The sequence below is a fragment of the Pseudomonas sp. GGS8 genome (assembly GCF_024168645.1).
In the GTDB taxonomy this organism is placed as follows: domain Bacteria; phylum Pseudomonadota; class Gammaproteobacteria; order Pseudomonadales; family Pseudomonadaceae; genus Aquipseudomonas.
In genome coordinates this window covers 359,418-384,842 of sequence record NZ_JALJWF010000001.1, presented here as the reverse complement: position 1 = coordinate 384,842, position 25,425 = coordinate 359,418, and the positions used below count along the sequence as shown (strand labels likewise).

Genomic DNA, 25,425 nt, shown 5'->3' with positions numbered 1-25,425 from the left:
CCAGATCAAAACAATCAGGTGCTTACAGAGTCAGGAAGCCGTCATACAGCCCATAGGCCGCCACCAGGGCGCCTACGATGACGGCGGCGAAAATCAGCCTCTCGACGTTAGTGAAAACCGGTTTGTCGACTTCAAGTTTGGCCTTGGCGAACAGGACCGCGCCGGGGGCATAGAGCAGGGCGGAGAGCAGCAGGTATTTGACGCCGCCGGCGTACAGCAACCAGATTGCGTAGATCAACGCGATGCCACCGACGATCAAATCTTTTCTGCGTTCGGCCAAGGCGTTTTCATAGCTCTCGCCGCGTACCGCCAGCAGCACGGCATAAGCCGCCGACCACAGGTACGGCACCAGAATCATCGAAGTGGCGAGGTAGATCAGCGACAGGTAAGTGCTGGCCGAAAACAGTGTGATGATCAGAAACAGCTGCACCATCGCGTTGGTCAGCCACAGCGCGTTGGCCGGTACCTGGTTGGCGTTTTCACGGCGCAAAAACGCCGGCATAGTGTGGTCCTTGGCGGCGGCGAACATAATCTCCGCACACAGCAGCACCCACGACAGCAGCGCCCCGAGCAAGGAAATGATCAGGCCGACACTGATCAGCACCGCGCCCCAGTGACCGACCACATGTTCCAGCACCGCGGCCATCGACGGGTTCTGCAGTTTCGCCAGCGCAGGTTGGGTCATGATCCCCAGGGACAACACGTTCACCAGCATCAGGAACAACAGCACGGTGATGAACCCGATGACGGTGGCTTTACCCACATCGCTGCGTACCTCGGCACGGGCCGAGAAAATGCTCGCGCCTTCGATGCCGATGAACACCCACACGGTGACCAGCATCATGTTGCGCACCTGATTCATCACATTGCCCAGGTCAGGGTTTTTGATGCCCCAGATGTCGGCGGTGAAGATCTCCAGTTTGAACGCGAACAAGGCGATCAACACGAACAACAGCAGCGGTACGACCTTGGCGACGGTGGTCACCAGATTGATGAACGCCGCTTCCTTGATCCCCCGTAAAACCAGAAAGTGCACGGCCCAAAGCAGCAGCGAAGCACCGATGACGGCGGCAGGAGTATTCCCCTCTCCAAATAGCGGGAAGAAGTAACCGAGGGTGCTGAACAACAGAACGAAGTAACCCACATTGCCCAGCCAGGCACTGATCCAGTATCCCCAGGCGGACGAGAAACCCATGTAGTCGCCGAAACCGGCCTTGGCGTAGGCATAAACACCGCCATCCAGCTCAGGCTTGCGATTGGCCAGGGTCTGGAAGACGAAGGCCAGGGTCAGCATGCCCACTGCGGTGATTGCCCAACCAATCAGAACAGCACCGACGTCGGCACTGGCGGCCATGTTCTGGGGCAAAGAGAATATTCCGCCCCCAATCATCGAACCGACCACTAAAGCTACGAGCGCACCGAGTTTCAGTTTTCCGGGGGATTCAGACATAGCATGACTCCAGTGCAGGAGAAGAGAGGCAACAGCGTAGTTCTGTTGGCTGTTCAATCAGCTGACATAGATCAGTGCATGGGCACATTCCATTGTTAATGAAAGACTTATGTATCTTTCTCGGGTGTAGCGGTATTGCTGGAAAAAGCCCTGTTAATAGGGGGTTAGCCAGACGAGAGGGGTGTAATCGGTATTGCTTGGGTTTTGAAATTCAGTTTGTTTTTGTTATTTCGCCATTTGTGTGATGGCTGTTTGCAATACAGATGTCGATGAAAAAAATGCAGGTGCCGAAGCTATAGATTGTTCAGCTATAAATAAAAGATGCTGATCGAGACCAATTGATTAAGATTATTTCGCTTTATCTATTTAGTTAAAAACCACAGCTCTGCAGCGTTGCGGTATTTGCGGTGACTGTCCTGGCCTCATCGCGGGCAAGCCACGCTCCCACAGGATCACGCCGTACCTGTGGGAGCGGGCTTGCCCGCGATAGCTATCTGATGGTCACCACCACTGCGCGCGATGGGCGCCCAATTCCCCGGCCGGCAGCGCCCACTGCAGTGGCGTCCCGGTGATCTTCAACGGCACCTGCAACCGATGGGCCGGCCCCCATGGCGTTTGTTCAATCAACATCCCTTGATCGTGGTCATCCTCTGCCCGCAACGGCTCATCCGTTCCGGCGCCATGTTCGATCAACAACTTCGCCGTTCGTGCCAACGACAACCGCGCAGAGCCACCGTGCCCCAATAGCTTGATTGCACTGGCCGCCATCAAATACCCGGTGGCATGGTCAAGGGCCTGGACCGGCAGTGGTGTCGGTTTATTCGCCTTCTTCCACTGCATGCCTGCCTCGGCAATTCCGCTGCTCATCTGCACCAGGCTGTCGAAGCCGCGGCGGTTTTGCCAAGGGCCGCTCCAGCCGTAAGCGTTGAGGCAAACATCGATCAGGCCCGGGGCCAGTGCCTGGCGTTGGGTGATGCCGTAACCCAGGCGTTCCAAGGCGTCGGCGCGGTAGCCGTGGAGCAGGATGTCGGCGTCCTTGAGCAGGCTTTCGAACACTGCGCGATCAGTTTTGTCGTGCAGATCCAGGCGCGCGCAGCGTTTGCCCAGGGTGACTTCCGGCACCACGCCCGGTTCGTTCCAGGTCGGCGGGTCGATGCGCAGCACGTCGGCGCCGAGACCTGCGAGAAAGCGGCTGGCGATCGGGCCGGCGAGCACGCGCGTGAGGTCCAGCACCTTGATTCCGGCCAGCGGTTGCGCCACCGAGCCTTGCCACGATTTGGCGGTTTGGCTGCCACCGACGCTGAACTGAATCAACGGCTCGGCGTTCACGGCCTGACCTTGCGGGTGAGCCTGCCATTGTTTCCAGCTGCGCATCTCGGCGGCGCAACCACCGGCCTCGACCACCGCTTGTTCCAGATCGCTCTTGGCCCATTGCGCCACCTTGCTCGCCATCGCTGCGCGGTCGGTGCAGGCACCGAGCACCGATTCGGCGGCGGCACGGTGATGGGGCGCGTTGGTATGCAGGCGGATCCAGCCGTCCTTGGTCGCATAGTCGCCAGCGACCGGGTCCCACAGCGGCGGGACGCTCCAGCCCACGGGGCGGATCGAGGTGGCGAACCAGAACGACGCCAGGCGTCGGTCGATTTCAAGGCTGGGCAAGCGACCGGTTTGCCGGTGCAGCAGTTCGCTGGCGGCCTGGCCGGCGGCGGCAATGCTGGCGCAGGCCAGATCGGTCACGGCAAACGCCGCGGGCAGGGCGCCGCTCGAAGTGAACGGGATTGGGGTGTGAGGCAAGCCGAGTGCGGCTTGAATGGACGTGAGTAAATCAGTCATCGAAGGCCCTCCGGAGCGAGAGCCCGAGCATAGTTCAAAAAACGGCTCGGCCAGATGAAATCCTGTGGGAGCGAGCCTGTTCGCGATGCGGTCTTTCAGTCGACATCCAGGGTGAATGTCAGTCCGTCATCGTCGGAACGCCGCCCGGAGCAGGCTCGCTCCCACAGGGGATTTGTGTAGAGGGATTCCGGGCGCTTTACCCGCGTCCCAGCAGATAGGTCGCGTAATCCGGGATGCGGTGTTCGTGAGCCTGATCCATCAACGGGCTGCTGAGCAGGTAGTCGGCGCTGCATTCGTTGCAGGCCACCGGGATGTTCCACACCGCCGCGACCCGCAGTAATGCCTTGATGTCCGGGTCGTGGGGTTGCGGTTCGAACGGGTCCCAGAAGAACACCAGCATGTCGACCCGCTGCTCGGCGATTCGCGCGCCGAGTTGCTGGTCGCCGCCCAGTGGACCGCTGATCATGCTTTCCACCGGCAGGCCGAGGCGTTGTTGCAACAACAACCCCGTGGTGCCGGTGGCGACCAGTTCATGCTGCGCGAGCTTGTCTTTCTGCCGTTCGGCCCAGTCCAGCAAAAACACTTTGCAGTGGTCATGGGCGACCAGGGCGATACGCTTGCGCGCCAACAGGGTCTTTTGCGTAAAGCTGATACCGATCATCGGTTGCTACTCCACGGTTTACTCTGCGTTGCAAAGCGCCAGGCAGTTATCGAGCATGCGGTTGGAGAAGCCCCATTCGTTGTCGTACCAGGCCAGCACTTTGAGCAGCTTGCCGCTGGACTTGGTGTGGTTGGCGTCGAAGATCGACGACAGCGGGTTGTGGTTGAAGTCGCTGGAAACCAGCGGCAGGGCGTTGTAGCCGAGAATCTTCGAGTGCTGGCTGGCTTGTTTGAGCAATGCGTTGACTTCATCGGCCGACGCTTCGCGCTTGAGCTGCACGGTCAGGTCCACCAGCGATACGTTGATCACCGGAACACGCACCGCCATGCCGGTCAGTTTGCCCGCCAGTTCCGGCAGCACCAGGCCGACCGCTTCAGCGGCGCCAGTCTTGCTCGGGATCATGTTCTGGGTGGCGGAACGGGCGCGGTACGGGTCGGTGTGGTAGACGTCGGTCAGGTTCTGGTCGTTGGTGTAGGCATGGATGGTGGTCATCAGACCGCTTTCGATGCCCAGCTCGCGGTGCAGCACCTGGGCCACCGGGGCCAGGCAGTTGGTGGTGCACGAGGCGTTGGAGATGATCTGGTGCGACTGGCGCAGAATGTCGTGGTTAACCCCATAAACCACAGTGGCGTCGGCGCCTTTGGCCGGGGCCGAGATGATCACTTTGCGTGCGCCGGCCGTAATATGCGCGGCGGCTTTGGCTCGGTCGGTGAACAGACCGGTGCATTCGAACACGACGTCGACCTTCTCCGCGGCCCAGGGCAGTTCGGCCGGGTTGCGAATGGCGCTGACCGAAATACGGTCGCCGTTGACGGTCAGGCTTTCCTGATCGTGCTGGACATCGGCATCGAATGTGCCGTGAACAGTGTCGTATTTGAGTAGGTGAGCATTCATCGAGCTGTCGCCCAGGTCGTTGATTGCCACGATCTGCAGATCCTGGCGATAGCCTTGGGTATACAGTGCGCGCAGGACATTACGGCCGATACGGCCAAAACCATTGATTGCGATTCGAAGAGTCATTTACAGCGCCGCCGTCGTTTTGTTGTTGGAATTACAAGATTATTCGCAAAAAAATAGAAAACAAGCCTTTTTAGTGGCAATATTTTGTTTTATCTACAACTAGTGACCTGAATCAACTGGTCCGAATGATCAAGAAAGCCGTCTGTCATCCCGATCACAACGGCGTTTGATCAGCATAGACAATCAGGTCGCCACATCCGTTAGCCTGGAGTTCTACACATGCATCCCCGCGTCCTTGAGGTCACCGAACGGCTTATCGCCCGCAGCCGCGCCACGCGTGAGGCTTACCTTGCATTGATCCGTGGCGCCGCCAGTGACGGCCCGATGCGCGGCAAGCTGCAATGCGCCAACTTCGCCCATGGCGTGGCCGGGTGTGGCAGCGACGACAAGCACAGCCTGCGGATGATGAACTCCGCCAACATCGCAATTGTTTCGTCATATAACGACATGCTCTCGGCGCATCAGCCGTACGAAGTCTTTCCTGAACAGATCAAAAAAGCGTTGCGCGAAATCGGCTCCGTCGGCCAGTTCGCCGGTGGCACCCCCGCGATGTGCGATGGCGTGACCCAGGGCGAGCCGGGCATGGAACTGAGCCTGCCGAGCCGCGAAGTGATCGCGCTGTCCACCGCCGTGGCGCTGTCCCATAACATGTTCGATGGCGCGCTGATGCTTGGCATCTGCGACAAGATCGTGCCGGGCCTGATGATGGGCGCGTTGCGTTTCGGTCATCTGCCGATGATTTTCGTGCCGGGCGGGCCGATGGTGTCGGGCATCTCCAACAAGCAGAAAGCCGATGTGCGCCAGCGCTACGCCGAAGGCAAAGCGACCCGCGAAGAGCTGCTGGAATCGGAGATGAAGTCCTACCACAGCCCTGGCACCTGCACCTTCTACGGCACCGCCAACACTAACCAATTGCTGATGGAAGTCATGGGCCTGCACTTGCCAGGCGCCTCGTTCGTCAACCCGAACACGCCGTTGCGCGATGCCCTGACCCGTGAAGCGGCGCATCAGGTCACGCGCCTGACCAAGCAGAATGGCAACTTCCTGCCAATCGGCGAAATCGTCGATGAGCGCTCGCTGGTCAACTCGATCGTCGCGTTGCACGCCACCGGCGGCTCGACCAACCACACCCTGCACATGCCGGCCATTGCCATGGCGGCGGGCATTCAGTTGACCTGGCAGGACATGGCCGACCTCTCCGAGGTGGTGCCGACCCTGAGCCACGTGTACCCGAACGGCAAAGCCGACATCAACCACTTCCAGGCGGCGGGTGGCATGTCGTTCCTGATCCGCGAACTGCTGGAAGCCGGCCTGCTGCACGAAAACGTCAACACCGTGCTCGGCCATGGCCTGAGCCGCTACACCCAGGAACCGTTCCTCGATAACGGCGAGCTGGTCTGGCGCGAAGGCCCGATCGAAAGCCTCGACGAAAACATCCTGCGCCCAGTGGCTCGCGCATTCTCGCCAGAGGGCGGTTTGCGGGTGATGGAAGGCAACCTCGGCCGTGGCGTGATGAAAGTCTCGGCGGTCGCCCTGGAAAACCAGGTCGTCGAAGCCCCGGCCATGGTGTTCCAGGATCAACAGGACCTGGCCGATGCGTTCAAGGCCGGTCTGCTGGAGAAGGATTTTGTCGCGGTAATGCGCTTCCAGGGCCCGCGCTCCAACGGCATGCCGGAACTGCACAAGATGACGCCGTTCCTCGGTGTGTTGCAGGATCGTGGCTTCAAAGTTGCGTTGGTGACCGACGGGCGCATGTCCGGCGCCTCGGGGAAAATCCCGGCAGCAATCCACGTCAGCCCCGAAGCTTATGTGGGCGGCGCTTTGGCGCGGGTGCGTGAGGGCGATATCATCCGCGTCGATGGCGTCAAAGGCACCCTGGAGCTTAAGGTGGACGCCGAAGAATTCGCAGCGCGCGAGCCGGCCAAAGGCCTGTTGGGAAACAACATCGGCACCGGTCGCGAACTGTTTGGTTTCATGCGCATGGCCTTCAGCTCCGCAGAGCAAGGCGCCAGCGCCTTTACTTCTGCCCTGGAGACGCTTAATTGAAACTGGCTTTGGTCGGTGACATCGGTGGGACCAACGCACGTTTCGCGTTGTGGAAAAACCAGCAACTGGAATCAGTCCAGGTGCTGGCGACGGCAGACCACGCCAGCCCGGAGGAAGCGATTGCGCTTTACCTGAGCGGGCTCGGCCTGGCGCCGGGTGCGATCGGTTCGGTGTGCCTGTCGGTGGCAGGCCCTGTGAGCGGTGATGAATTCAAATTCACCAACAATCACTGGCGGCTCAGTCGCAAGGGTTTCTGCAAGACCTTGCAGGTGGATCAACTGCTGCTGGTCAACGATTTTTCGGCCATGGCGCTGGGCATGACTCGCTTGCAGCCGGGCGAGTTCCGGGTGGTTTGCGAAGGCACGCCGGAGCCATTGCGGCCGGCCGTGGTGATCGGCCCGGGCACCGGCCTGGGCGTAGGCACGTTGCTCGATCTGGGCGAGGGCCGTTTTGCCGCGTTGCCAGGGGAGGGCGGTCACGTCGATCTGCCGCTGAGCAGCCCACGGGAAACCCAACTGTGGCAGCACATCTACAACGAGATTGGGCATGTCAGCGCGGAAACGGCATTGAGCGGCAGTGGTTTGCCGCGGGTCTACCGGGCGATCTGCGCGGTGGACGGTCATACGCCTGTGCTCGACACGCCTGAGTCGATCACGGCGGCCGGGCTGGCGGGTGATCCGATTGCCATGGAGGTGCTCGAGCAGTTCTGTTGCTGGCTCGGTCGCGTGGCCGGCAACAACGTGCTGACCACCGGCGCACGGGGTGGTGTGTACATCGTTGGCGGGGTGATTCCACGGTTTGCCGACTTTTTCGTTAAAAGCGGTTTCGCCCGGTGCTTCGCCGACAAGGGTTGCATGAGCGATTACTTCAAAGGCATTCCGGTGTGGCTGGTGACAGCGCCGTATTCCGGCCTGGTGGGCGCGGGTGTGGCGTTGGAGCAGGCTTAGACCGCGCCGCCTTCATCGCGGGCAAGCCACGCTCCCACAGGATTACCTGCATCTGAAAATGTGCGCATAACCTTGTGGGAGCGGGCTTGCCCGCGATGAGGCCCTCACAGACAACATAGATTTTTGAACGATCAGGCATAATCCTCCCTAACACAAACAACAAGGACGCCGCCCCGTGAGCTCAGTCAACAAGTCGATTTTGTTGGTCGATGACGATCAAGAGATACGCGAGTTGCTGGACACCTACCTGACCCGTGCCGGTTTCCAGGTCCGCACCACGCCCGATGGCGCAGGCTTTCGTCAGGCGCTGAACGAGGCGCCGAGCGATCTGGTGATCCTCGACGTGATGCTGCCGGACGAAGACGGTTTCAGCCTCTGCCGCTGGATCCGCCAGCACCCGCGCCAGGCCCATGTGCCGATCATCATGCTCACCGCCAGCTCCGACGAGGCCGATCGCGTCATCGGCCTGGAACTGGGCGCCGACGACTACCTCGGCAAACCCTTCAGCCCCCGTGAATTGCAGGCGCGCATCAAAGCCCTGTTGCGTCGTGCGCAGTTCGGTCAGGAGCGTTCCGGCGGCGAAGTGCTCGCTTTCGATGACTGGCGGCTGGACATGGTCAGCCATCGACTGTTTCACACCGATGGCGAGGAAGTGATTCTCTCCGGCGCCGATTTCGCGCTGTTGAAACTGTTCCTCGATCACCCCCAGGAAATCCTCGACCGCGACACCATCGGCAACGCCACCCGTGGCCGTGACTTGATGCCACTCGATCGCATCGTCGACATGGCGGTCAGCCGTTTGCGCCAGCGCCTGCGCGACACCGAAAAGCCGCCGCGGCTGATCCGCACCGTGCGTGGCAGCGGCTACCAACTGGCAGCCAATGTGGTTGCCGGCAATGGCCACTGAGTTCCTGCGCAAGCTCGCCGGGCGCGTGCCGGTACCGCGCTCGCTGCTCGGGCGCATGTTGCTGCTGACCCTGTTGGCGGTGCTGTTCGCCCAGACGCTGTCGAGCGTGATCTGGGTTTCGCAACTGCGCGCCACCCAGCTCGAAGGCCTGGTCACCAGCGCCCGCAGCCTGGCCCATTCGATGACGGCCAGCGTCAGTTATTTCCGCTCGTTGCCGGTGGCGTTCAGGCCGCTGGTGCTCGATCAGTTGCGCAGCATGGGCGGCACCCGGTTTGTGGTGACCCTCAACGACAAACCCTTGGGCATGGAAGTGCTGCCGATCACCCCGCGCAAAGAAGCGGTGCTCAAAGCGGTGGGCGAAGTGCTGCGCCAGTCACTGGGCCAGGACGCCGATATTTCGGTGACATTCGTCAGCCCCGAGGACCTGCGGATCTTCAATAGCGGGCTGAAACTCGATGAATTGCCACGCTCCTGGGCGCACTACGCGTTGACTCTGGAGCCGGTGAACCCGCCGGTGCTGGTCACGCAAATCCAGATGGCACCGGGGGAATGGCTGTACATCGCGTCTTTGCTGCCCGAGCCCTACACCAGCCTTGAAGAGCAGGGCCTACCGGCGCAGCAAGTCTGGTTCATTGTCCTCACCAGCGGCTTCTTGCTGTTGTTCATCGGCTTGTTGGTGCACTGGCAGAGCCGACCGCTCAAGCGATTGGCGCGGGCGGCGCGGGACATGTCCCTCGGTGCCGAAGTCGAACCGGTGGCCGAGGGTGGCGGCAGTGAAGTGGTTGAGGTTGGCCGCGCCTTCAATGCCATGCGCGAGCGCATCAGCCGTTACCTGACCGAACGCAGCCAGTTGTTCAGCGCGATCTCCCACGATTTGCGCACGCCGATCACCCGGTTGCGATTGCGCGTGGAGTTGCTCGAAGACGAAAAGCTGCAGGCCAAGTTCGGTCGTGACCTGGATGAGCTGGAGTTGTTGGTCAAAGGCGCGTTGCAATGCGTGAAAGACACCGACATCCACGAAAACATCGAACCGGTGGACCTCAACCATGTGCTCGACTGCCTGGTGGAGCCGTATCTGGCGCCTAACGGCAATGGCCGCGTGACTCAACAAGGGCGGGCGCTGGCGCCGTATCCCGGCAAGCCACTGGCGCTCAAGCGCTGCATCGGCAACCTGATCGACAACGCCTTGAAGTACGGGCAGAACGCGCATCTGCACATCGATGATGACGAGAGCGCGTTCGTCCTGCATGTCGACGACGAAGGTCCGGGTGTGCCGGAGCAGCGACTGGAGCAAGTGTTCGAGCCGCACTTCCGCCTGGCCGGGCAGCAGCAGGGTTATGGCCTGGGGCTGGGGATTGCGCGCAACATTGCCCATAGCCATGGCGGTGAAGTCAGCCTGCAAAACCTGCGTGAAGGCGGGTTGCGCGTGACGTTGCAGTTGCCGCGATCAATGGATTGAAAGCGACCCTGTGGCGAGGGGGCTTGCCCCCGTTGGGGCGCGGAGCGGCCCTGAAAGAGGGACTGCTGCGCAGTCCAACGGGGGCAAGCCCCCTCACCACAAGTAACCACTCACTTCAAAATTGGGGTGAATGTCACAACTCGGTGACATAACTCGCCCCCTTCGTTACCTGCCCGCCATCACCCGTTGTTTAGACTGGTCCCAGTCATAACAACAAAAAAGGTACCGCATGGACACCTTCCAACCCGCCTTCAGCAGTTGGCTGAACGCGCCTGCCCATCAGCAATGGCTCGCCGCCGAAGGCTTGCGCCTGTTGGCGTTTGCCAAGGCTTCAAAGCTTCCCGAAGGTTTCGGCAACCTCGACGATCAGGGCCACCTGGCGGCCGATGCGCAAGCTGAAACCATGAACACCGCGCGCATGACGCATAGCTTCGCCATGGCCCACATCCAGGGCTTGCCGGGGTTCGCCGAGTGGGTGGATCACGGCATCAAAGCCCTCAGCGGGCCGCTGCGTGACGCCGAACACGGTGGCTGGTTCGCCACGCCCGAACACCGCGACGGCAATACCGGCAAAGCCGCTTACCTGCATGCCTTCGTGGCGTTGGCCGCGAGCTCTGCGGTGGTTGCTCAACGGCCCGGTGCGCAAGCCTTGCTCGACGATGCGATCCACATCATCGACAGCCATTTCTGGAGCGAAGAGGAGGGCGCCATGCGCGAATCCTTCAACCGCGACTTCAGTTGCGAGGAAGCCTATCGCGGCGCCAACAGCAACATGCACGCCACCGAAGCCTTCCTCGCCCTGGCCGATGTCACCGAAGACAACCGCTGGTTGATTCGCGCCCAGCGCATTGTCGAGCGCGTCATTCACGAACATGCCGCGGCCAACGATTACCTGGTGATCGAGCATTTCGACCGCGACTGGCAGCCGCAGCGTGACTACAACCACGACAACCCGGCCGACGGTTTTCGCCCTTACGGCACCACGCCGGGTCATGGTTTTGAATGGGCGCGGCTGTTGCTGCACCTCGAAGCCGCGCGGGTACAGGCCGGGATGCTCACGCCGGGGTGGCTCGCCACCGATGCGCAAAAACTCTTCGAGCACAATTGCCGTCACGGCTGGGACGTCGACGGTGCGCCGGGCATCGTCTACACCCTCGACTGGGACAATCTCGCGGTGGTTCGCCATCGTTTGCACTGGACTCATTGCGAGGCCAGCGCCGCCGCCAGTGCACTGCTAAAACGCACCGGTGACGAGCAATACGAGCGCTGGTACCGACTGTTCTGGGAATTCTGTGACAGTCATTTCATTGACCGTTGCGATGGCAGCTGGCATCACGAGCTCGATCCGCTGAACCGCCCGAGCGCCGATATCTGGGCCGGTAAACCCGACCTGTATCACGCCTGGCAAGCCGTATTGATCCCGCGCCTGCCGCTGGCACCGAGCCTGGCTACCGCGCTGGCGCAATTATCCCAGAGCACTCCTGTGTAACCATGTGGTGACATTCGAACGTCCCTTCGTTACCTGCGAAGGGATGACTCCTGTTTAGAATCCATGCAGCGCAAGCACCAGACTTGCATGCATAACAACAAGAAAGGTACTACTAGATGAACGCGATTTCTCGCCTCGCTACTGTCATTTCTCTCGCTTCACTGCTTCCCGTTGCTGCATTCCCGCTCAGTGCTCTTGCCGCCGATTCCAAAGGTTCGGTGGAAGTCGTTCACTGGTGGACGTCTGGTGGTGAAAAAGCAGCGGTCGATGTGCTCAAGGCTCAAGTCGAAAAAGACGGCTTCACCTGGAAAGACGGCGCAGTCGCCGGCGGTGGCGGTGCCACAGCCATGACCGTGCTCAAAAGCCGCGCCGTGGCCGGTAACCCGCCGGGCGTAGCGCAGATCAAAGGCCCGGACATTCAGGAATGGGCGTCTACCGGTCTGCTCGATACCGACGTCTTGAAAGACACTGCCAAAACTGAGAAGTGGGACAGCCTGCTCGACAAGAAAGTCTCCGATACCGTGAAGTACGACGGCAACTATGTGGCCGTGCCGGTGAACATTCACCGCGTCAACTGGTTGTGGATCAATCCGGAAGTCTTCAAGAAAGCCGGCATCGAAAAAGCGCCAACCACCCTTCAGGAATTCTACGCGGCCGGTGACAAGCTCAAGGCTGCGGGCTTCATTGCGCTTGCCCACGGTGGCCAGCCTTGGCAAGACAGCACCGTGTTCGAAGCGGTGGTCTTGTCGGTCATGGGCGTCGATGGCTACAAGAAAGCCCTGGTCGACCTGGACAACGCGGCGCTGACCGGTCCTGACATGGTCAAGGCGCTGACCGAGCTGAAGAAAGTCGCGACCTACATGGACGCCGACGGCAAAGGCCAGGACTGGAACCTGGAGGCGGCCAAGGTCATCAACGGCAAGGCCGGCATGCAGATCATGGGTGACTGGGCCAAGAGCGAGTGGACAGCGGCCAAGAAAGTCGCCGGCAAGGATTACGAGTGCGTAGCCTTCCCGGGCACCGACAAGGCCTTCACCTACAACATCGACTCGCTGGCCGTGTTCAAGCAGAAAGACAAGGGCACTGCTGCGGCTCAGCAGGACATCGCCAAGATCGTGCTGGGTGAGAACTTCCAGAAAGTCTTCAGCATCAACAAGGGCTCGATCCCGGTTCGAAACGACATGCTGAGCGACATGGGCAAGTACGGTTTCGACTCCTGCGCCCAGACGGCTGCCAAAGACTTCCTGGCGGACGCCAAGTCCGGTGGCTTGCAGCCGAGCATGGCGCACAACATGGCGACCACGCTGGCGGTACAGGGTGCTTTCTTTGATGTCGTGACCAACTTCATCAACGATCCGAAAGCCGATCCTGCCACTGCCGCCAAGCAACTCGGCACAGCCATTAAAGCGGCCAAGTAACCGTTAGCTGCGCATCCTCCTTGTGGGAGGGATTTTGTGGGAGCCGGGCTTGCCCGCGATGCAGACACCTCGGTTTATCAGTTGCACTGAGGTGATGCCATCGCAGGCAAGCCAGCTCCCACAGAAGCCCGCTCCCACAAGGGAAAGCGCTTGTAATCCTTTCTCTTCGTACTGGATCTTCCCATGAGTTCTGTTGCTGTGTTCAGCAAGGCCTCGCCGTTCGATGCACTGCAGCGCTGGCTCCCCAAGCTGGTGCTGGCGCCGAGCATGTTCATTGTTTTGGTGGGGTTCTATGGCTATATCCTGTGGACCTTCGTCCTGTCGTTCACCACTTCGACTTTCCTGCCGACTTACAAATGGGCGGGTCTGGCGCAGTACCAGCGGCTGTTCGACAACGATCGTTGGTGGGTAGCGAGCAAGAACCTGGCGCTTTTCGGCGGCATGTTCATTGGCATCACCCTGGTGATCGGTGTGTTGCTGGCGGTGTTTCTTGATCAGCGCATTCGTCGTGAAGGTTTCATTCGCACCATTTACCTGTACCCGATGGCGCTTTCGATGATCGTCACCGGTACCGCCTGGAAGTGGCTGCTCAACCCGGGCATGGGCCTGGACAAATTGCTGCGTGACTGGGGCTGGGAAGGCTTTCGCCTGGACTGGTTGATCGATCCGGATCGCGTTGTGTACTGCCTGGTGATCGCGGCGGTATGGCAAGCCTCGGGCTTTATCATGGCGATGTTCCTCGCCGGTCTGCGAGGCGTTGATCAATCGATCATCCGTGCTGCCCAGATCGATGGTGCGAGCATGCCGCGCATCTACCTGAAAGTGGTGTTGCCGAGCCTGCGCCCGGTGTTCTTCAGTGCAGTGATGATCCTGGCCCACATCGCTATCAAGAGTTTCGACCTGGTGGCGGCAATGACCGCCGGTGGCCCGGGTTATTCCTCCGATCTGCCTGCGATGTTCATGTATTCCTTCACCTTCAGTCGCGGCCAGATGGGCATGGGCTCGGCCAGTGCGATTCTGATGCTCGGTGCGATTCTCGCGATCATCGTGCCTTACCTGTACTCCGAGCTGAGGGCCAAACGTCATGACTAGTTTTGCTGCCAAACCTGCCATCAGTCTGAGTCGCATCGCGATCTATGGCGTGCTGATCCTTGCGGTATTCCTGTACCTGATACCGCTGGTGGTCATGCTGTTGACCAGTTTCAAGACGCCTGAAGACATCAACTCCGGCAACCTGCTGAGCTGGCCGACCGTGGTCAGCGGTATTGGCTGGGTCAAGGCCTGGGGCACGGTTGACGGGTACTTCTGGAACTCGATCAAGATCACCGTTCCGGCGGTAATGATCTCCACGGCCATCGGTGCGTTGAACGGCTATGTGCTGTCGATGTGGCGCTTTCGCGGGTCGCAGTTGTTCTTCGGCCTGCTGCTGTTCGGTTGCTTCCTGCCATTCCAGACGGTCCTGCTGCCGGCCTCGTTCACCCTCGGCAAGATGGGCCTGGCCAGCACAACGACAGGCCTGGTGTTCGTGCACGTGGTCTACGGCCTGGCGTTCACCACGCTGTTTTTCCGTAACTACTACGTCAGCGTTCCCGATGCGCTGGTGAAGGCGGCGCGGCTCGATGGCGCGGGGTTCTTCACCATCTTCCGCTTGATCATCCTGCCGATGTCCACCCCGATCATCATGGTCTGCCTGATCTGGCAGTTCACTCAGATCTGGAACGACTTCCTGTTCGGCGTGGTGTTCTCAAGCGGTGACTCGCAACCCATTACGGTGGCGTTGAACAACTTGGTCAACACCAGTACCGGGGCCAAGGAATACAACGTTGATATGGCGGCGGCGATGATCGCCGGGCTTCCGACCCTGCTGGTCTATGTGGTCGCAGGTAAGTATTTCGTGCGCGGGCTGACGGCCGGCGCAGTCAAGGGGTAATCATGGCTACGCTCGAACTTCGCAATGTAAACAAAACCTATGGCCCCGGCCTGCCGGACACCCTCAAGAACATCGAGCTGTCGATCAAGGACGGTGAATTCCTGATTCTTGTGGGACCTTCGGGTTGCGGTAAATCGACCCTGATGAATTGCATCGCCGGCCTTGAGACCATCACCGGCGGCGCGATCATGATCGGTGACCAGGACGTCAGCGGCATGAGCCCCAAAGACCGCGACATCGCCATGGTGTTCCAGTCCTACGCGCTGTACCCGACCATGAGCGTGCGCGAAAACATCGCGTTCGGTTTGAAGATCCGCAAAATGCCGACCGCCGAAATCGACGAAGAAGTCGCTCGCGTGGCCAAGCTGCTGCAAATCGAACACCTGCTCAACCGCAAGCCGGGTCAACTCTCCGGTGGTCAGCAACAGCGCGTGGCCATGGGCCGGGCATTGGCGCGGCGGCCGAAGATCTACCTGTTCGACGAACCGCTGTCCAACCTCGACGCCAAGCTGCGGGTCGAGATGCGCACCGAAATGAAACTGATGCACCAGCGCCTGAAAACCACCACGGTCTACGTGACCCACGACCAGATCGAAGCGATGACCCTGGGCGACAAAGTGGCGGTGATGAAGGACGGGATCATCCAGCAGTTCGGTACGCCGAAAGACATCTACAACAACCCGGCCAACCTGTTCGTGGCGAGCTTCATCGGTTCGCCGCCGATGAACTTCATTCCCCTGCGTTTGCAACGCAAGGACGGCCGTCTGTTGGCGCTGCTCGACAGCGGTCAGGCGCGCTGCGAATTGCCGCTGGGCATGCAGGATGCCGGGCTCGAAGACCGCGAAGTGATCCTCGGCATGCGCCCGGAGCAGATCGTGCTGGCGAACGGCGAAGCCAACGGCCTGCCGACCATTCGCGCCGAAGTGCAGGTCACCGAACCGACCGGTCCCGACACCCTGGTATTCGTCAATCTCAACGATACCAAGGTCTGCTGCCGTCTGGCACCGGACGTCGCACCGGCCGCGGGCGAGACCCTGACGCTGCAATTCGATCCATCGAAAGTGCTGCTGTTCGATGCCAAGACCGGTGAGCGCCTGGGCGTTGCCGGCCTGCCAAAACCCGAAGCTCACAGCGCCAACGTGGCCCAGTTCAAAGGCCGCTGAAAATTAAAAATGTGGGAGCGAGCTTTTGTGGCGAGGGGGCTTGCCCCCGTTGGGGTGCGAAGCACCCCTGAAACCGGTCACCGCGATCTTGAATTAGAAAGCAGCGACCGGTTTACGACTGCTTCGCAGTCGAACGGGGGCAAGCCCCCTCGCCACAAGCCCGCTCCCACAGGGGGGATTCGTGGCGGGTGGAGACATCCGTCGCAATCGATGTAAACCGCGTTAGATAAAAACAGTTAATAACAATAAAACGAGGATGTAGGGATGAAGAAGAACAACAACGCTCAGCTGATCTGCCAATTGTCAGCGGTTGCGGCGATGATGCTGGCCGGCAGTGTGCACGCGGCTGACGCGTTCAGCGCCGATTCGCAGTGGATGACCGGTGACTGGGGTGGCGAGCGGACCAAGCTGATCGAGCAAGGTATCGACATCAAGGCCGACTACGTCGGTGAAGTGGGCGCCAACCTGCATGGCGGCTACAACAGCGACAAAACGGCGCGTTACGCCGACCAGTTTGGTCTGGGCGTGGCGCTGGACCTGCAAAAGCTGTGGGGCTGGGATAACACCCAGGCCAAGATCCAGCTCACCAACCGTAACGGTCAGAACATCTCCAATGACCGTGTCGGCGACCCGCGTGCCGGCACCTTGAGTTCCTCCCAGGAAGTCTACGGCCGTGGCCACATGGTCCGTCTGACCCAATTGTGGATCAAGCACCAGTTCCTCGACGGGAAACTGGACGTCAAGGCCGGCTACTTCGGCGAAGGCGAAGACTTCAACACCTTCCCTTGCGAATTCCAGAACCTGGCATTCTGCGGTTCCCAGGCGGGTAACTGGGCCACCGGTATCTGGTACAACTGGCCGGTCATGCAGGCAGCGGTTCGCGTGAAGTACAACATCACGCCTGAGTTCTATGCGCAGATCGGCGCGTACAACCAGAACCCATCGCAACTGGAGCACGGTAACGGCTTCAAGCTCAGCGGCAGCGGTACCAAGGGCACCGTTTTGCCGGTTGAATTGGTCTGGACGCCGAAGGTCAACAACCTGCCGGGCGAATACCGTGTCGGTTACTACAAGAGCACGGCCGACGCCAATGACGTGCGTAAAGACGACAACGGCAATGATGCAGCGACCACCGGCAACGCCTATCGCAGCCATGACAGCAAGCACGGTTACTGGTTCGTGGCGCAGCAACAACTCACCACCCACAACGGTGATGCTTCGCGCGGTCTGAACATCGCGGCCAACGCCACCTTCCACGACAAGGACACCAACTTCGTCGACAACTACCAGTCGCTGATGTTTGTTTACAAGGGCCCGTTCGATGCGCGTCCAAAAGACGACGTCGGGATCGGTTTCTCCCGTATCCATGTCAACGATGACGTGAAGAAAAACGCCGAGCTGGTCAACGCCGCCAATGATGTCACCGACTACAACGATCCGCTGTTCTCGCCACTGCGCAGCACCGAGTACAACTACGAGATCAACTATGGTTTCCACGTTACCAACTGGCTGACGGTGCGTCCTAACCTGCAATACATCACTCACCCGGGTGGTGTGGATGAAGTTGATAACGCGCTGGTCGCCGGCCTGAAAATTCAGTCGGTGTTCTAACGCTGTTGCGATAAGCTCCTCTCTATGTGCGCATATTTGCGGATGGCCAAGGCTGTCCGCTTTTTTTTGGGGGGCGGCGCACCCTCGGGTGACAGATGATTTTCAGGACCGTGGTACATGCTTGAGCATCCGCTACAACGCTTCTTCAAGTCCTTGCGCGAACGTCCGGTGTTTGCGTGGGAGCGCTATCAGATGCGCGACGTGCTGGTGATCGACCATCCGCTGTGTCAGGCGGTGTTCAGTCGTCAGGGCGCGCAGTTGTTGCACTTTCAGCCAAAGGACCAGAAACCCTGGCTGTGGTGCGCGGCGAAATGGCCGCACGTCGGTGCGATTCGCGGCGGTGTGCCGGTGTGCTGGCCGTGGTACGGCCGCCATCCCAGCGAAAACGCCTGGCCGTCCCATGGTTGGGCGCGCCTGCTCGATTGGAAGTTACTCGACAGCAGCAGTGACGACGAAGGCGTGCACCTGCATTGGCAGTTACAGCTGTGCGATTGGCAAGTGGATTTGCATGCGCACTTGGGCGAACGCATGGATTTGCACCTGAGCACCGAGCATCAGGACGACATGCCGTGCCAGTTGAGCCAGGCGCTGCACGCCTATTGGCGTATTGGCGATGTCGGTGAGATAGCGCTGTCTGGGCTCGACGGCGCGCAAGGTTATGATCAATTGAACCGCCAGGTTTGCCAGCAGGAAGGTGAGTTGCGGGTCGACGGTGGTTGTCAGCGCGTGTTCCAGCATGACGGTGAGTTGCAGCTTAAGGACCATGCCTGGCAGCGCGAACTGTGTATCGACACCGGTGACCATGCGGACACGGTGGTCTGGCATCCCGGCTCACGGCCATTGCTGGGCGTGAGCTGGAACGAGATTTCAGAGTTCGTCTGTGTGGAAGCAGCCAGCGGCGGCACCGACAGCCTGTGCCTGGCGCCGGGGGAGCGGGCACATTTGAGTTTGCAGGCGCGGGTGGGGGCTTAGCTCAAAATCTGCGGTGTTGCGCCGGGCCTCATCGCGGGCAAGCCCGCTCCCACAGGGATATTCAGTGAACACAGATTTGTGTGCGCCGTAGATTTCTGTGGGAGCGGGCTTGCCCGCGATGAGGCCCGAACAGGCAATGAAGATCCTGGGTTAATTGAATTCATCGCCAATCGGATACCGACTGGCGTTCAGGCTTTCCTTGATCTTGCGCAAATGCGGCTGGAAATCCACGCCCCGGCGCAAGGTCATGCCGGTGGCCAGTACGTCGAGCACGGTCAATTGAATGATCCGCGACGTCATCGGCATATAGATGTCGGTGTCTTCCGGCAACGGGATGTTCAGGCTCAGGGTGCTGGCCTTGGCCAGCGGTGAACCCTCGGCGGTCAGACCTAGCACCGAAGCGCCGTTTTCCCGGGCAATGCGCGCCACTTCCACCAGTTCGCGGGTGCGGCCGGTGTAGGAAATGATCACGAACAATTCGCCGGTGTGGGCCACCGAGGCAATCATGCGTTGCATCAGCACATCGGCGTGGGCGGTCACCGCCAGGTTGAAGCGGAAGAACTTGTGCTGCGCATCCAGCGCCACCGGGGCCGAAGCGCCGAGGCCGAAGAAGTGGATCTGCCGGGCCTGAATCAACAGGTCGACGGCGCGGCTGATCAGGTTCGGGTCCAAGGCCTGGCAGGCGCTGTCCAGGGACGCGATGGCGCTGCCGAAGATCTTCTGGGTGTAAGCCTCGGGGTTGTCGTCGGCTTCCACCGCACGGCTGACATACGCAGCGCCACTGGCCAGGCTCTGTGCCAGTTGCAGTTTCAGTTCCGGGTAGCCGCTGACACCGAACGAGCGGCAGAAACGGTTGACCGTCGGCTCACTGACTGACGCGGCTTGGGCGAGGGCGGCGATGCTGAACCGGGTGGCCTGCTGTGGGTTGAGCAGGATCACTTCGGCGACTTTGCGTTCTGCCTTGTTCAGGTCTTCAAGGCGATTCTGGATCTGTTCCAGTAAATTTCGCACGCGGTCCATATGGGTTCCTAGATTCACCTGCGCAAACGAGCGCTCGGCTATGCAAATTGGGCCTTTGATATGGCCCATGACGGTGGCCTATCCTACTGATGGCTCCGACCGACCACCACTCGGAATCTATATTTTGCGAAAATGTTGTGGTTATTACTACATTTTCCCTTGAGTGATGCCTTGAAAAAAGGTATTTGTAGCTTAACTTGATAAAAGAACAAACATCATGCCTTCGATTACGGTTGAACCGTGCACCTTTGCCTTGTTCGGCGCTCTCGGCGATCTAGCCTTGCGCAAGCTGTTTCCTGCCCTTTATCAACTCGATGGTGCCGGCCTGCTTCATGAGGATACGCGCATTATCGCACTGGCCCGTGAACCTGGCAGCGAGCAACAGCACCTGGCGTTCATCGCCACCGAGTTGCGCCGCTACGTAGGCGCCAAAGAGCTGGATGAAGCCGTGCTCGAGCGCTTCCTGGCCCGTTTGAGCTACCTGCACGTCGACTTCCTCAAGGCTGACGATTACGTGGCACTGGCCGAGCAGGCCGGCAGCGCCCAGCGGGTGATTGCTTACTTCGCCACGCCGGCGGCGGTTTACGGTGCTATTTGCGAGAACCTGTCGAAGGTCGGCCTGACCGAAAACACCCGCGTGGTGCTGGAAAAACCCATCGGTTCGGACCTGGAATCCTCGCGCAAGGTCAACGACGCCGTGGCGCAATTCTTCCCGGAGAATCGCACCTACCGCATCGACCACTACCTGGGCAAAGAGACCGTACAAAACCTGATCGCCCTGCGTTTCGCCAACAGCCTGTTCGAAACCCAGTGGAACCAGAATTACATCTCCCACGTGGAAATCACCGTGGCCGAGCAGGTCGGGATCGAAGGCCGTTGGGGTTACTTCGACAAGGCCGGCCAGCTGCGGGACATGATCCAGAATCACCTGCTGCAGTTGCTGTGCCTGATCGCCATGGACCCGCCGGCCGACCTGTCCGCCGACAGCATCCGCGACGAGAAAGTCAAAGTGCTCAAGGCACTGGCGCCGATCAGCCCGGAAGGCCTGACCACTCAAGTGGTGCGCGGCCAGTACATCGCCGGTCACAGCGAAGGCAAGTCGGTGCCGGGGTATCTGGAGGAGCCTAACTCCAACACCCAGAGCGACACCGAAACCTTCGTTGCCCTGCGTGCCGACATTCGCAACTGGCGTTGGGCCGGCGTGCCGTTTTACCTGCGCACCGGCAAACGCATGCCACAGAAGCTGTCGCAGATCGTCATCCACTTCAAGGAACCGTCGCACTACATCTTTGCCCCCGAGCAGCGCTTGCAGATCAGCAACAAACTGATCATCCGCCTGCAACCGGACGAAGGCATTTCCTTGCGCGTGATGACCAAAGAACAAGGCCTGGACAAGGGCATGCAGCTGCGCAGCGGTCCGTTGCAGCTGAATTTTTCCGACACCTGGCGCAGCGCACGGATTCCCGATGCCTACGAGCGGTTGCTGCTGGAAGTGATGCGTGGCAATCAGAACCTGTTTGTCCGTAAAGATGAAATCGAAGCCGCGTGGAAGTGGTGTGACCAGTTGATCGCCGGGTGGAAAAAGTCCGGTGATGCGCCCAAGCCCTACGCGGCCGGGTCCTGGGGGCCGATGAGCTCCATTGCACTGATCACGCGGGACGGGAGGTCTTGGTATGGCGATATCTAAATTGAAACTGCCTCAGGGCGTCAGCGGCCATGAGTTCAAAAGCCCGGTGCTGCTGGCCGAAGGCCTGGCATTGACGGTAGCCAGGCAACTGAGCGAAGCAATTGCCGCACAAGGCGCCGCGACGCTGGTTGTGTCCGGTGGGCGCAGCCCGGTGGCATTTTTCCAGCACCTGGCCAAGCAGGCGCTGGACTGGTCGAAGGTGGTAGTCAGCCTGGCTGACGAGCGCTGGGTGCCGGTGGAGCATGCCGACAGCAATGCCGGTTTGCTCAAGCGTTACCTGTTGCAAGGCCCGGCGGCCAAGGCCCAGTTCCTGAGCCTCTACAGTGCCACCGCCAACCTGGAACAGGCTGCCGAGCAGGCTGATCGCTTGCTCGCCGAACTGCCGGCGATCGACGTGCTGGTGCTGGGCATGGGCGACGACGGTCACACCGCGTCGCTGTTCCCCAACAGCCCGAACCTGGCCGATGCCTTGAAGGTCGACGGCACTCGTCGCTGCTGGCCGATGCTGGCGCCGACCGTGCCGCATCAGCGCCTGACCATGAGTCGCGCGCTGCTGGCTTCGGCCAAGCACACCGTTCTATCGATTTCCGGTCAGTCCAAGCTGACCACCCTGAGCGCCGCACTGGCCGGTGACGATGTCGCCGCCATGCCGATTCGGGCGTTTCTGCAACCTACGTTAGAGATTTACTGGTGCCCATGAACCAAGGATCAGCCGCTATGACAAACATATCCCCGACCGTTTCCATGGCGGACAAAGTTGCCCTGATCGACAGCCTCTGCGCCAAGGCGCGGATCCTGCCGGTGATCACCATCGCGCGTGAACAGGACGTGCTGCCGTTGGCCGACGCCCTGGCAGCCGGTGGCCTCACGGCGCTGGAAGTGACCCTGCGTTCGCAGTTCGGCCTCAAGGCGATTCAGATCCTGCGCGAGAAGCGTCCAGAGCTGGTGACCGGTGCCGGTACGGTGCTTGATCGCAGCATGCTGGCCGCTGCCGAAGCCGCCGGTTCGCAATTCATCGTGACACCGGGCATCACCCGTGACCTGCTTGAAGCCAGTGTCGCCAGCCCGATCCCGCTGTTGCCGGGCATCAGCAACGCCTCCGGCATCATGGAAGGCTATTGCCTGGGTTATCGCCGCTTCAAGTTGTTCCCGGCGGAAGTCAGCGGCGGCGTCGCGGCCATCAAGGCCCTGGGCGGCCCATTCGGCGAAGTTAAATTCTGCCCGACCGGCGGTGTCAGCCCGGCCAACATCAAGAGCTACATGGCGTTGAAAAACGTGATGTGCGTGGGCGGCAGCTGGATGCTTGACCCTGAGTGGATCAAGAACGGCGACTGGGCCCGCATCCAGGAGTGCACCGCCGAGGCGTTGGCCCTGCTGGATTGATCTGATTTACCGGATTTACCAAACACTTCGTTGTGTGTTCTACGGCTTTACGGTGCGCTTGGTCGGCGCACCGTTTTTTTTTGCCTGGTGAAAATCCCTGTGACTGTCGACAGCTGCTACAGATCGACATCATGCGATACATAGTTACCGCATCTCGCCGTGCGTCCAGCGTTAACCTGCGTTCATCTTATTGAAGAGAGAACGTCATGGACGACAACACCTCGGCTGCATCCCCACTACCGGTTTACCAACTGTCACCCGAACAGGTCGCAGGGCCGTATTTTCGAAATCCAAAACTGATCAGACGAAACATCAGCGAAGGCATGGACGGCATCCCCTTGGTGCTGCGGCTCACGATCATCGATGCCATGACCGGTCAACCGGTGGCCGGGGCATTGGTCGATATCTGGCATTGCAATGCGCGCGGGGCGTATTCGGGCTGGAGCAAGGTCAACCCGGACAAGGAAGTCGATGTGGATGATATCGGGTCGATCCCGCGCACCGACGACGATACCTACCTGCGTGGTGGGCAATTCACCGACAAAATGGGCATCGTGCGGTTTACCACGATTTATCCGGGGTTCTATGCCGGCCGCGCTTTGCACATTCACGTCGCGGTACGCATCACTGCCGGCAATAACTATCTGGAAGAGCGGCATGTCGCCTGGGTCGGCCAGCTTTACTTTCCCGAGGTCGCATCAAGGTCGGTACTCAACGCTCGTGAGTACAGCGGTCGAGCCGTATCACCGCTGACCAATGCGCAGGATATGTTTTATCAGCGCATGGGCGGCCAGGCCTCGACCCTGAACATTCACACCATCGGTCGAGACTCGAATGAAGACGGCTTTTTCGGGCACATGACCATCGGTGTCGACACGTTTGCAGTGTCATCGCAAATCAAGCCCGAGGACTTCGACAAATACACCGTGTGACATCAGCGCAATTCGCTTAGCGCCCGGACCAGCCCATCCATGTCGGCAGCGGTGGTGGTGAGCCCCGGCGTAATGCGGATGCACGGGCCACACGCCGCGCCGCTACGCACCACGGTAAACAGGTTGTAGTCGTTGAGCAGGCGCTCGACCATCGCCTGTTGGTCTGCATGCCGGGTAAAGCGCATCGAGGTGATGCCGCAATACAGGCGCGGGTCATCGGGGGTCATGACTTCGATTCCCGGTAACCCCCGGACGGCATCGACCCACCGATTGCGCAGGTAGTTGAGTCGTGTGCTCTTGGCGACGGAACCACCCATGGCGTGATGTTCTTCGAACACCAGCGGCAGGGTCAGCAGCGCAGGAATGTTCGGGGTACTGTACGGCGTACGGGCGCGAATGTCGGTGACCGGGAAATGCATCTCGCCCATGTCCGGGTCGATGTCGGCCAGCCGTTCTGGCGCGATGTAAATGAAGCCGAGCGTCAGCGGCGCACCGATCCATTTGTGCAGGTTGTAGCCGGCAAAGGCGATGCCCAGTTCATCAAGGTTGAACTCGATCTGGCCGAGGGCATGGGCGCCGTCGAGGATCACATCGATGCCATGCTCCCTGGCGGCAGCGGCAATCGCCTGCACCGGCATCACCAGGCCGGTGCGATGGGTGACGTGGGTCAGGGCCATCAGTTTCAGTCGTGGATAACGCACGAACGCTTCGCGGTACGTGGCCAACAAGCTGTCGAAACTGGCGGGGTGAGGGTGTTCGATCTCGATCACTTCCACGCCTCGATAGCGGGCCAGCCAACGCATGGCGCCCTTGACCGTGTCGTACTCCAGATCGCACAGCAGGACCTGGTCGCCCGGTTCCAGGCGATTGTAGTTGCGGATCAGCGATTGCAGGCCGTCGGAGGCATTGCGGGTGAAGGCGACGGCCTCGGCCGGCGCGCCGATCAGTTCGGCCAGTTGCGCGCGAATCATGACGCTTTCGCTCTGTTCGAAGCGCTGGCGCACATGCACCGAGTTGCCGCGGTTGATGAGTTCGATGTTGCGTTGATATTCCTCCACCACCGTGCGTGACATGCGCCCGAAGTAACCGTTTTCCAGGTTCAGGGGGCCGGGTTCGACAGCGTAGCGGTCGGCGAAGGTCTGCCAAAAGCCTTCATCACGGGCACGACGGGTGTTATCAGGCATGAGCTTCTCGGTGCGATAGGGCGGTTCAGTGACGAGGGGCGGGCTTGCCGTGTTTGGCGCGCAGCGGTTCAAGCAGCTCCGACAGGCCGTTATGGTCGATTTCCTGCATCAACGCCAGTAAACCGCCCAATTCCCCATGAGGAAAACCTTCGCGAGCAAACCAGTTCAGGTACTGGCCGGGCAGGTCAGCGATGATACGGCCCTTGTATTTGCCGAAGGGCATTTCTCGGGTAATCAGCAATTCGAGTTTTTCAGGATTCATCATCAGTCGTCTTGATTCAAAACAGACTGGAAAATACAGGCATTCTGCATG

Annotated in this window: 22 protein-coding genes; 15 read left to right on the top strand and 7 right to left on the bottom strand. The window is 60.2% G+C overall.

Annotation, left to right across the window (positions count from 1 at the left end; genetic code table 11):
* Positions 1-22: 22 nt before the first annotated feature.
* The 4 genes from arcD to gap form a co-directional block, all read right to left on the bottom strand.
* Positions 23-1,450 (bottom strand): arginine-ornithine antiporter, encoded by a 1,428-nt coding sequence (arcD, locus tag J3D54_RS01790; protein ID WP_253416455.1) that lies wholly within the window; start codon positions 1,448-1,450, stop codon positions 23-25.
* Between the two features lie 501 nt (positions 1,451-1,951).
* A complete protein-coding gene (locus tag J3D54_RS01785) occupies positions 1,952-3,283 on the bottom strand; it encodes a CoA transferase (protein WP_253416454.1) in 1,332 nt (443 codons plus the stop codon).
* Between the two features lie 196 nt (positions 3,284-3,479).
* The gene (locus tag J3D54_RS01780) at positions 3,480-3,944 is read right to left on the bottom strand and encodes a methylglyoxal synthase (protein WP_253416453.1); all 465 of its coding nucleotides are present in this window, start codon (positions 3,942-3,944) and stop codon (positions 3,480-3,482) included.
* Between the two features lie 18 nt (positions 3,945-3,962).
* Complete coding sequence (gene gap, locus J3D54_RS01775; protein ID WP_007934706.1) at positions 3,963-4,964, bottom strand: type I glyceraldehyde-3-phosphate dehydrogenase; 1,002 nt, start codon at positions 4,962-4,964, stop codon at positions 3,963-3,965.
* Positions 4,965-5,183: 219 nt separating this feature from the next.
* On the opposite strand from gap, the gene edd reads away from it, so the two are divergent.
* The 11 genes from edd (at position 5,184) to J3D54_RS01720 (ending at position 18,906) form a co-directional block, all read left to right on the top strand.
* Positions 5,184-7,010 (top strand): phosphogluconate dehydratase, encoded by a 1,827-nt coding sequence (edd, locus tag J3D54_RS01770; RefSeq protein ID WP_018926475.1) that lies wholly within the window; start codon positions 5,184-5,186, stop codon positions 7,008-7,010.
* Positions 7,007-7,957: a glucokinase gene (locus tag J3D54_RS01765; RefSeq protein WP_253416452.1), complete on the top strand. Its 951-nt coding sequence runs from the start codon at positions 7,007-7,009 to the stop codon at positions 7,955-7,957. Before edd ends, J3D54_RS01765 begins: the two co-directional genes overlap by 4 nt.
* Before the next feature lie 175 nt (positions 7,958-8,132).
* Positions 8,133-8,864, top strand: a complete 732-nt coding sequence (locus J3D54_RS01760) for a response regulator (protein ID WP_007934711.1) — start codon at positions 8,133-8,135, stop codon at positions 8,862-8,864.
* The gene (locus J3D54_RS01755) at positions 8,854-10,323 is read left to right on the top strand and encodes an ATP-binding protein (protein WP_253416451.1); all 1,470 of its coding nucleotides are present in this window, start codon (positions 8,854-8,856) and stop codon (positions 10,321-10,323) included. Before J3D54_RS01760 ends, J3D54_RS01755 begins: the two co-directional genes overlap by 11 nt.
* 229 nt (positions 10,324-10,552) lie before the next feature.
* Entirely contained in the window at positions 10,553-11,812 is a 1,260-nt protein-coding gene (locus J3D54_RS01750) for an AGE family epimerase/isomerase (protein WP_253416450.1), read from the top strand.
* Between the two features lie 116 nt (positions 11,813-11,928).
* Positions 11,929-13,230 (top strand): ABC transporter substrate-binding protein, encoded by a 1,302-nt coding sequence (locus tag J3D54_RS01745; protein ID WP_253416449.1) that lies wholly within the window; start codon positions 11,929-11,931, stop codon positions 13,228-13,230.
* Between the two features lie 183 nt (positions 13,231-13,413).
* Positions 13,414-14,322: a carbohydrate ABC transporter permease gene (locus tag J3D54_RS01740; protein ID WP_018926470.1), complete on the top strand. Its 909-nt coding sequence runs from the start codon at positions 13,414-13,416 to the stop codon at positions 14,320-14,322.
* On the top strand, positions 14,315-15,160 hold the full coding sequence (locus tag J3D54_RS01735; protein ID WP_253416448.1) for a carbohydrate ABC transporter permease: 846 nt from the start codon (positions 14,315-14,317) through the stop codon (positions 15,158-15,160). Before J3D54_RS01740 ends, J3D54_RS01735 begins: the two co-directional genes overlap by 8 nt.
* A 2-nt stretch (positions 15,161-15,162) precedes the next feature.
* Positions 15,163-16,323, top strand: coding sequence for an ABC transporter ATP-binding protein (locus tag J3D54_RS01730; RefSeq protein WP_253416447.1), 1,161 nt, complete (start codon positions 15,163-15,165; stop codon positions 16,321-16,323).
* Positions 16,324-16,587: 264 nt separating this feature from the next.
* Positions 16,588-17,934, top strand: a complete 1,347-nt coding sequence (locus J3D54_RS01725) for a carbohydrate porin (protein WP_253416446.1) — start codon at positions 16,588-16,590, stop codon at positions 17,932-17,934.
* 117 nt (positions 17,935-18,051) lie between these two features.
* Positions 18,052-18,906, top strand: coding sequence for a D-hexose-6-phosphate mutarotase (locus J3D54_RS01720; RefSeq protein WP_253416445.1), 855 nt, complete (start codon positions 18,052-18,054; stop codon positions 18,904-18,906).
* A 150-nt stretch (positions 18,907-19,056) separates the two neighbouring features.
* Here J3D54_RS01720 and J3D54_RS01715 read toward each other — a convergent pair whose 3' ends face one another.
* Positions 19,057-19,917 carry a MurR/RpiR family transcriptional regulator gene (locus tag J3D54_RS01715; RefSeq protein WP_177318273.1) on the bottom strand — a complete coding sequence of 287 codons (861 nt, stop codon included), beginning with the start codon at positions 19,915-19,917 and terminating at the stop codon, positions 19,057-19,059.
* Positions 19,918-20,143: 226 nt separating this feature from the next.
* Between J3D54_RS01715 and zwf the strand changes: the two genes are divergently transcribed.
* The 4 genes from zwf to J3D54_RS01695 all read left to right on the top strand — a co-directional run bounded on the left by zwf (position 20,144) and on the right by J3D54_RS01695 (position 23,928).
* Entirely contained in the window at positions 20,144-21,613 is a 1,470-nt protein-coding gene (gene zwf / locus J3D54_RS01710) for a glucose-6-phosphate dehydrogenase (RefSeq protein ID WP_018926464.1), read from the top strand.
* Positions 21,600-22,313: a 6-phosphogluconolactonase gene (gene pgl, locus J3D54_RS01705; RefSeq protein ID WP_253416444.1), complete on the top strand. Its 714-nt coding sequence runs from the start codon at positions 21,600-21,602 to the stop codon at positions 22,311-22,313. Before zwf ends, pgl begins: the two co-directional genes overlap by 14 nt.
* A gap of 17 nt (positions 22,314-22,330) precedes the next feature.
* Positions 22,331-22,996: a bifunctional 4-hydroxy-2-oxoglutarate aldolase/2-dehydro-3-deoxy-phosphogluconate aldolase gene (locus J3D54_RS01700; RefSeq protein WP_253416443.1), complete on the top strand. Its 666-nt coding sequence runs from the start codon at positions 22,331-22,333 to the stop codon at positions 22,994-22,996.
* Positions 22,997-23,202: 206 nt separating this feature from the next.
* On the top strand, positions 23,203-23,928 hold the full coding sequence (locus J3D54_RS01695; RefSeq protein WP_253416442.1) for an intradiol ring-cleavage dioxygenase: 726 nt from the start codon (positions 23,203-23,205) through the stop codon (positions 23,926-23,928).
* A 2-nt stretch (positions 23,929-23,930) separates the two neighbouring features.
* Here J3D54_RS01695 and J3D54_RS01690 read toward each other — a convergent pair whose 3' ends face one another.
* Entirely contained in the window at positions 23,931-25,112 is a 1,182-nt protein-coding gene (locus J3D54_RS01690; protein ID WP_253416441.1) for an aminotransferase class V-fold PLP-dependent enzyme, read from the bottom strand.
* Between the two features lie 25 nt (positions 25,113-25,137).
* Positions 25,138-25,374 (bottom strand): DUF3820 family protein, encoded by a 237-nt coding sequence (locus J3D54_RS01685; protein ID WP_007949456.1) that lies wholly within the window; start codon positions 25,372-25,374, stop codon positions 25,138-25,140.
* Positions 25,375-25,425 lie beyond the last annotated feature (51 nt).

Coding starts and splice junctions, on each gene's coding strand:
- J3D54_RS01755 (WP_253416451.1), top strand. CDS start 8,854: ATGGCCACTGAGTTCCTGCGCAAGCTCGCCGGGCGCGTGCCGGTACCG.
- arcD (WP_253416455.1), bottom strand. CDS start 1,450: ATGTCTGAATCCCCCGGAAAACTGAAACTCGGTGCGCTCGTAGCTTTA.
- zwf (WP_018926464.1), top strand. CDS start 20,144: ATGCCTTCGATTACGGTTGAACCGTGCACCTTTGCCTTGTTCGGCGCT.
- J3D54_RS01785 (WP_253416454.1), bottom strand. CDS start 3,283: ATGACTGATTTACTCACGTCCATTCAAGCCGCACTCGGCTTGCCTCAC.
- J3D54_RS01690 (WP_253416441.1), bottom strand. CDS start 25,112: ATGCCTGATAACACCCGTCGTGCCCGTGATGAAGGCTTTTGGCAGACC.
- pgl (WP_253416444.1), top strand. CDS start 21,600: ATGGCGATATCTAAATTGAAACTGCCTCAGGGCGTCAGCGGCCATGAG.
- J3D54_RS01740 (WP_018926470.1), top strand. CDS start 13,414: ATGAGTTCTGTTGCTGTGTTCAGCAAGGCCTCGCCGTTCGATGCACTG.
- edd (WP_018926475.1), top strand. CDS start 5,184: ATGCATCCCCGCGTCCTTGAGGTCACCGAACGGCTTATCGCCCGCAGC.
- J3D54_RS01700 (WP_253416443.1), top strand. CDS start 22,331: ATGACAAACATATCCCCGACCGTTTCCATGGCGGACAAAGTTGCCCTG.
- J3D54_RS01695 (WP_253416442.1), top strand. CDS start 23,203: ATGGACGACAACACCTCGGCTGCATCCCCACTACCGGTTTACCAACTG.
- J3D54_RS01730 (WP_253416447.1), top strand. CDS start 15,163: ATGGCTACGCTCGAACTTCGCAATGTAAACAAAACCTATGGCCCCGGC.
- J3D54_RS01725 (WP_253416446.1), top strand. CDS start 16,588: ATGAAGAAGAACAACAACGCTCAGCTGATCTGCCAATTGTCAGCGGTT.
- J3D54_RS01745 (WP_253416449.1), top strand. CDS start 11,929: ATGAACGCGATTTCTCGCCTCGCTACTGTCATTTCTCTCGCTTCACTG.
- J3D54_RS01780 (WP_253416453.1), bottom strand. CDS start 3,944: ATGATCGGTATCAGCTTTACGCAAAAGACCCTGTTGGCGCGCAAGCGT.
- J3D54_RS01735 (WP_253416448.1), top strand. CDS start 14,315: ATGACTAGTTTTGCTGCCAAACCTGCCATCAGTCTGAGTCGCATCGCG.
- J3D54_RS01685 (WP_007949456.1), bottom strand. CDS start 25,374: ATGAATCCTGAAAAACTCGAATTGCTGATTACCCGAGAAATGCCCTTC.
- gap (WP_007934706.1), bottom strand. CDS start 4,964: ATGACTCTTCGAATCGCAATCAATGGTTTTGGCCGTATCGGCCGTAAT.
- J3D54_RS01750 (WP_253416450.1), top strand. CDS start 10,553: ATGGACACCTTCCAACCCGCCTTCAGCAGTTGGCTGAACGCGCCTGCC.
- J3D54_RS01720 (WP_253416445.1), top strand. CDS start 18,052: ATGCTTGAGCATCCGCTACAACGCTTCTTCAAGTCCTTGCGCGAACGT.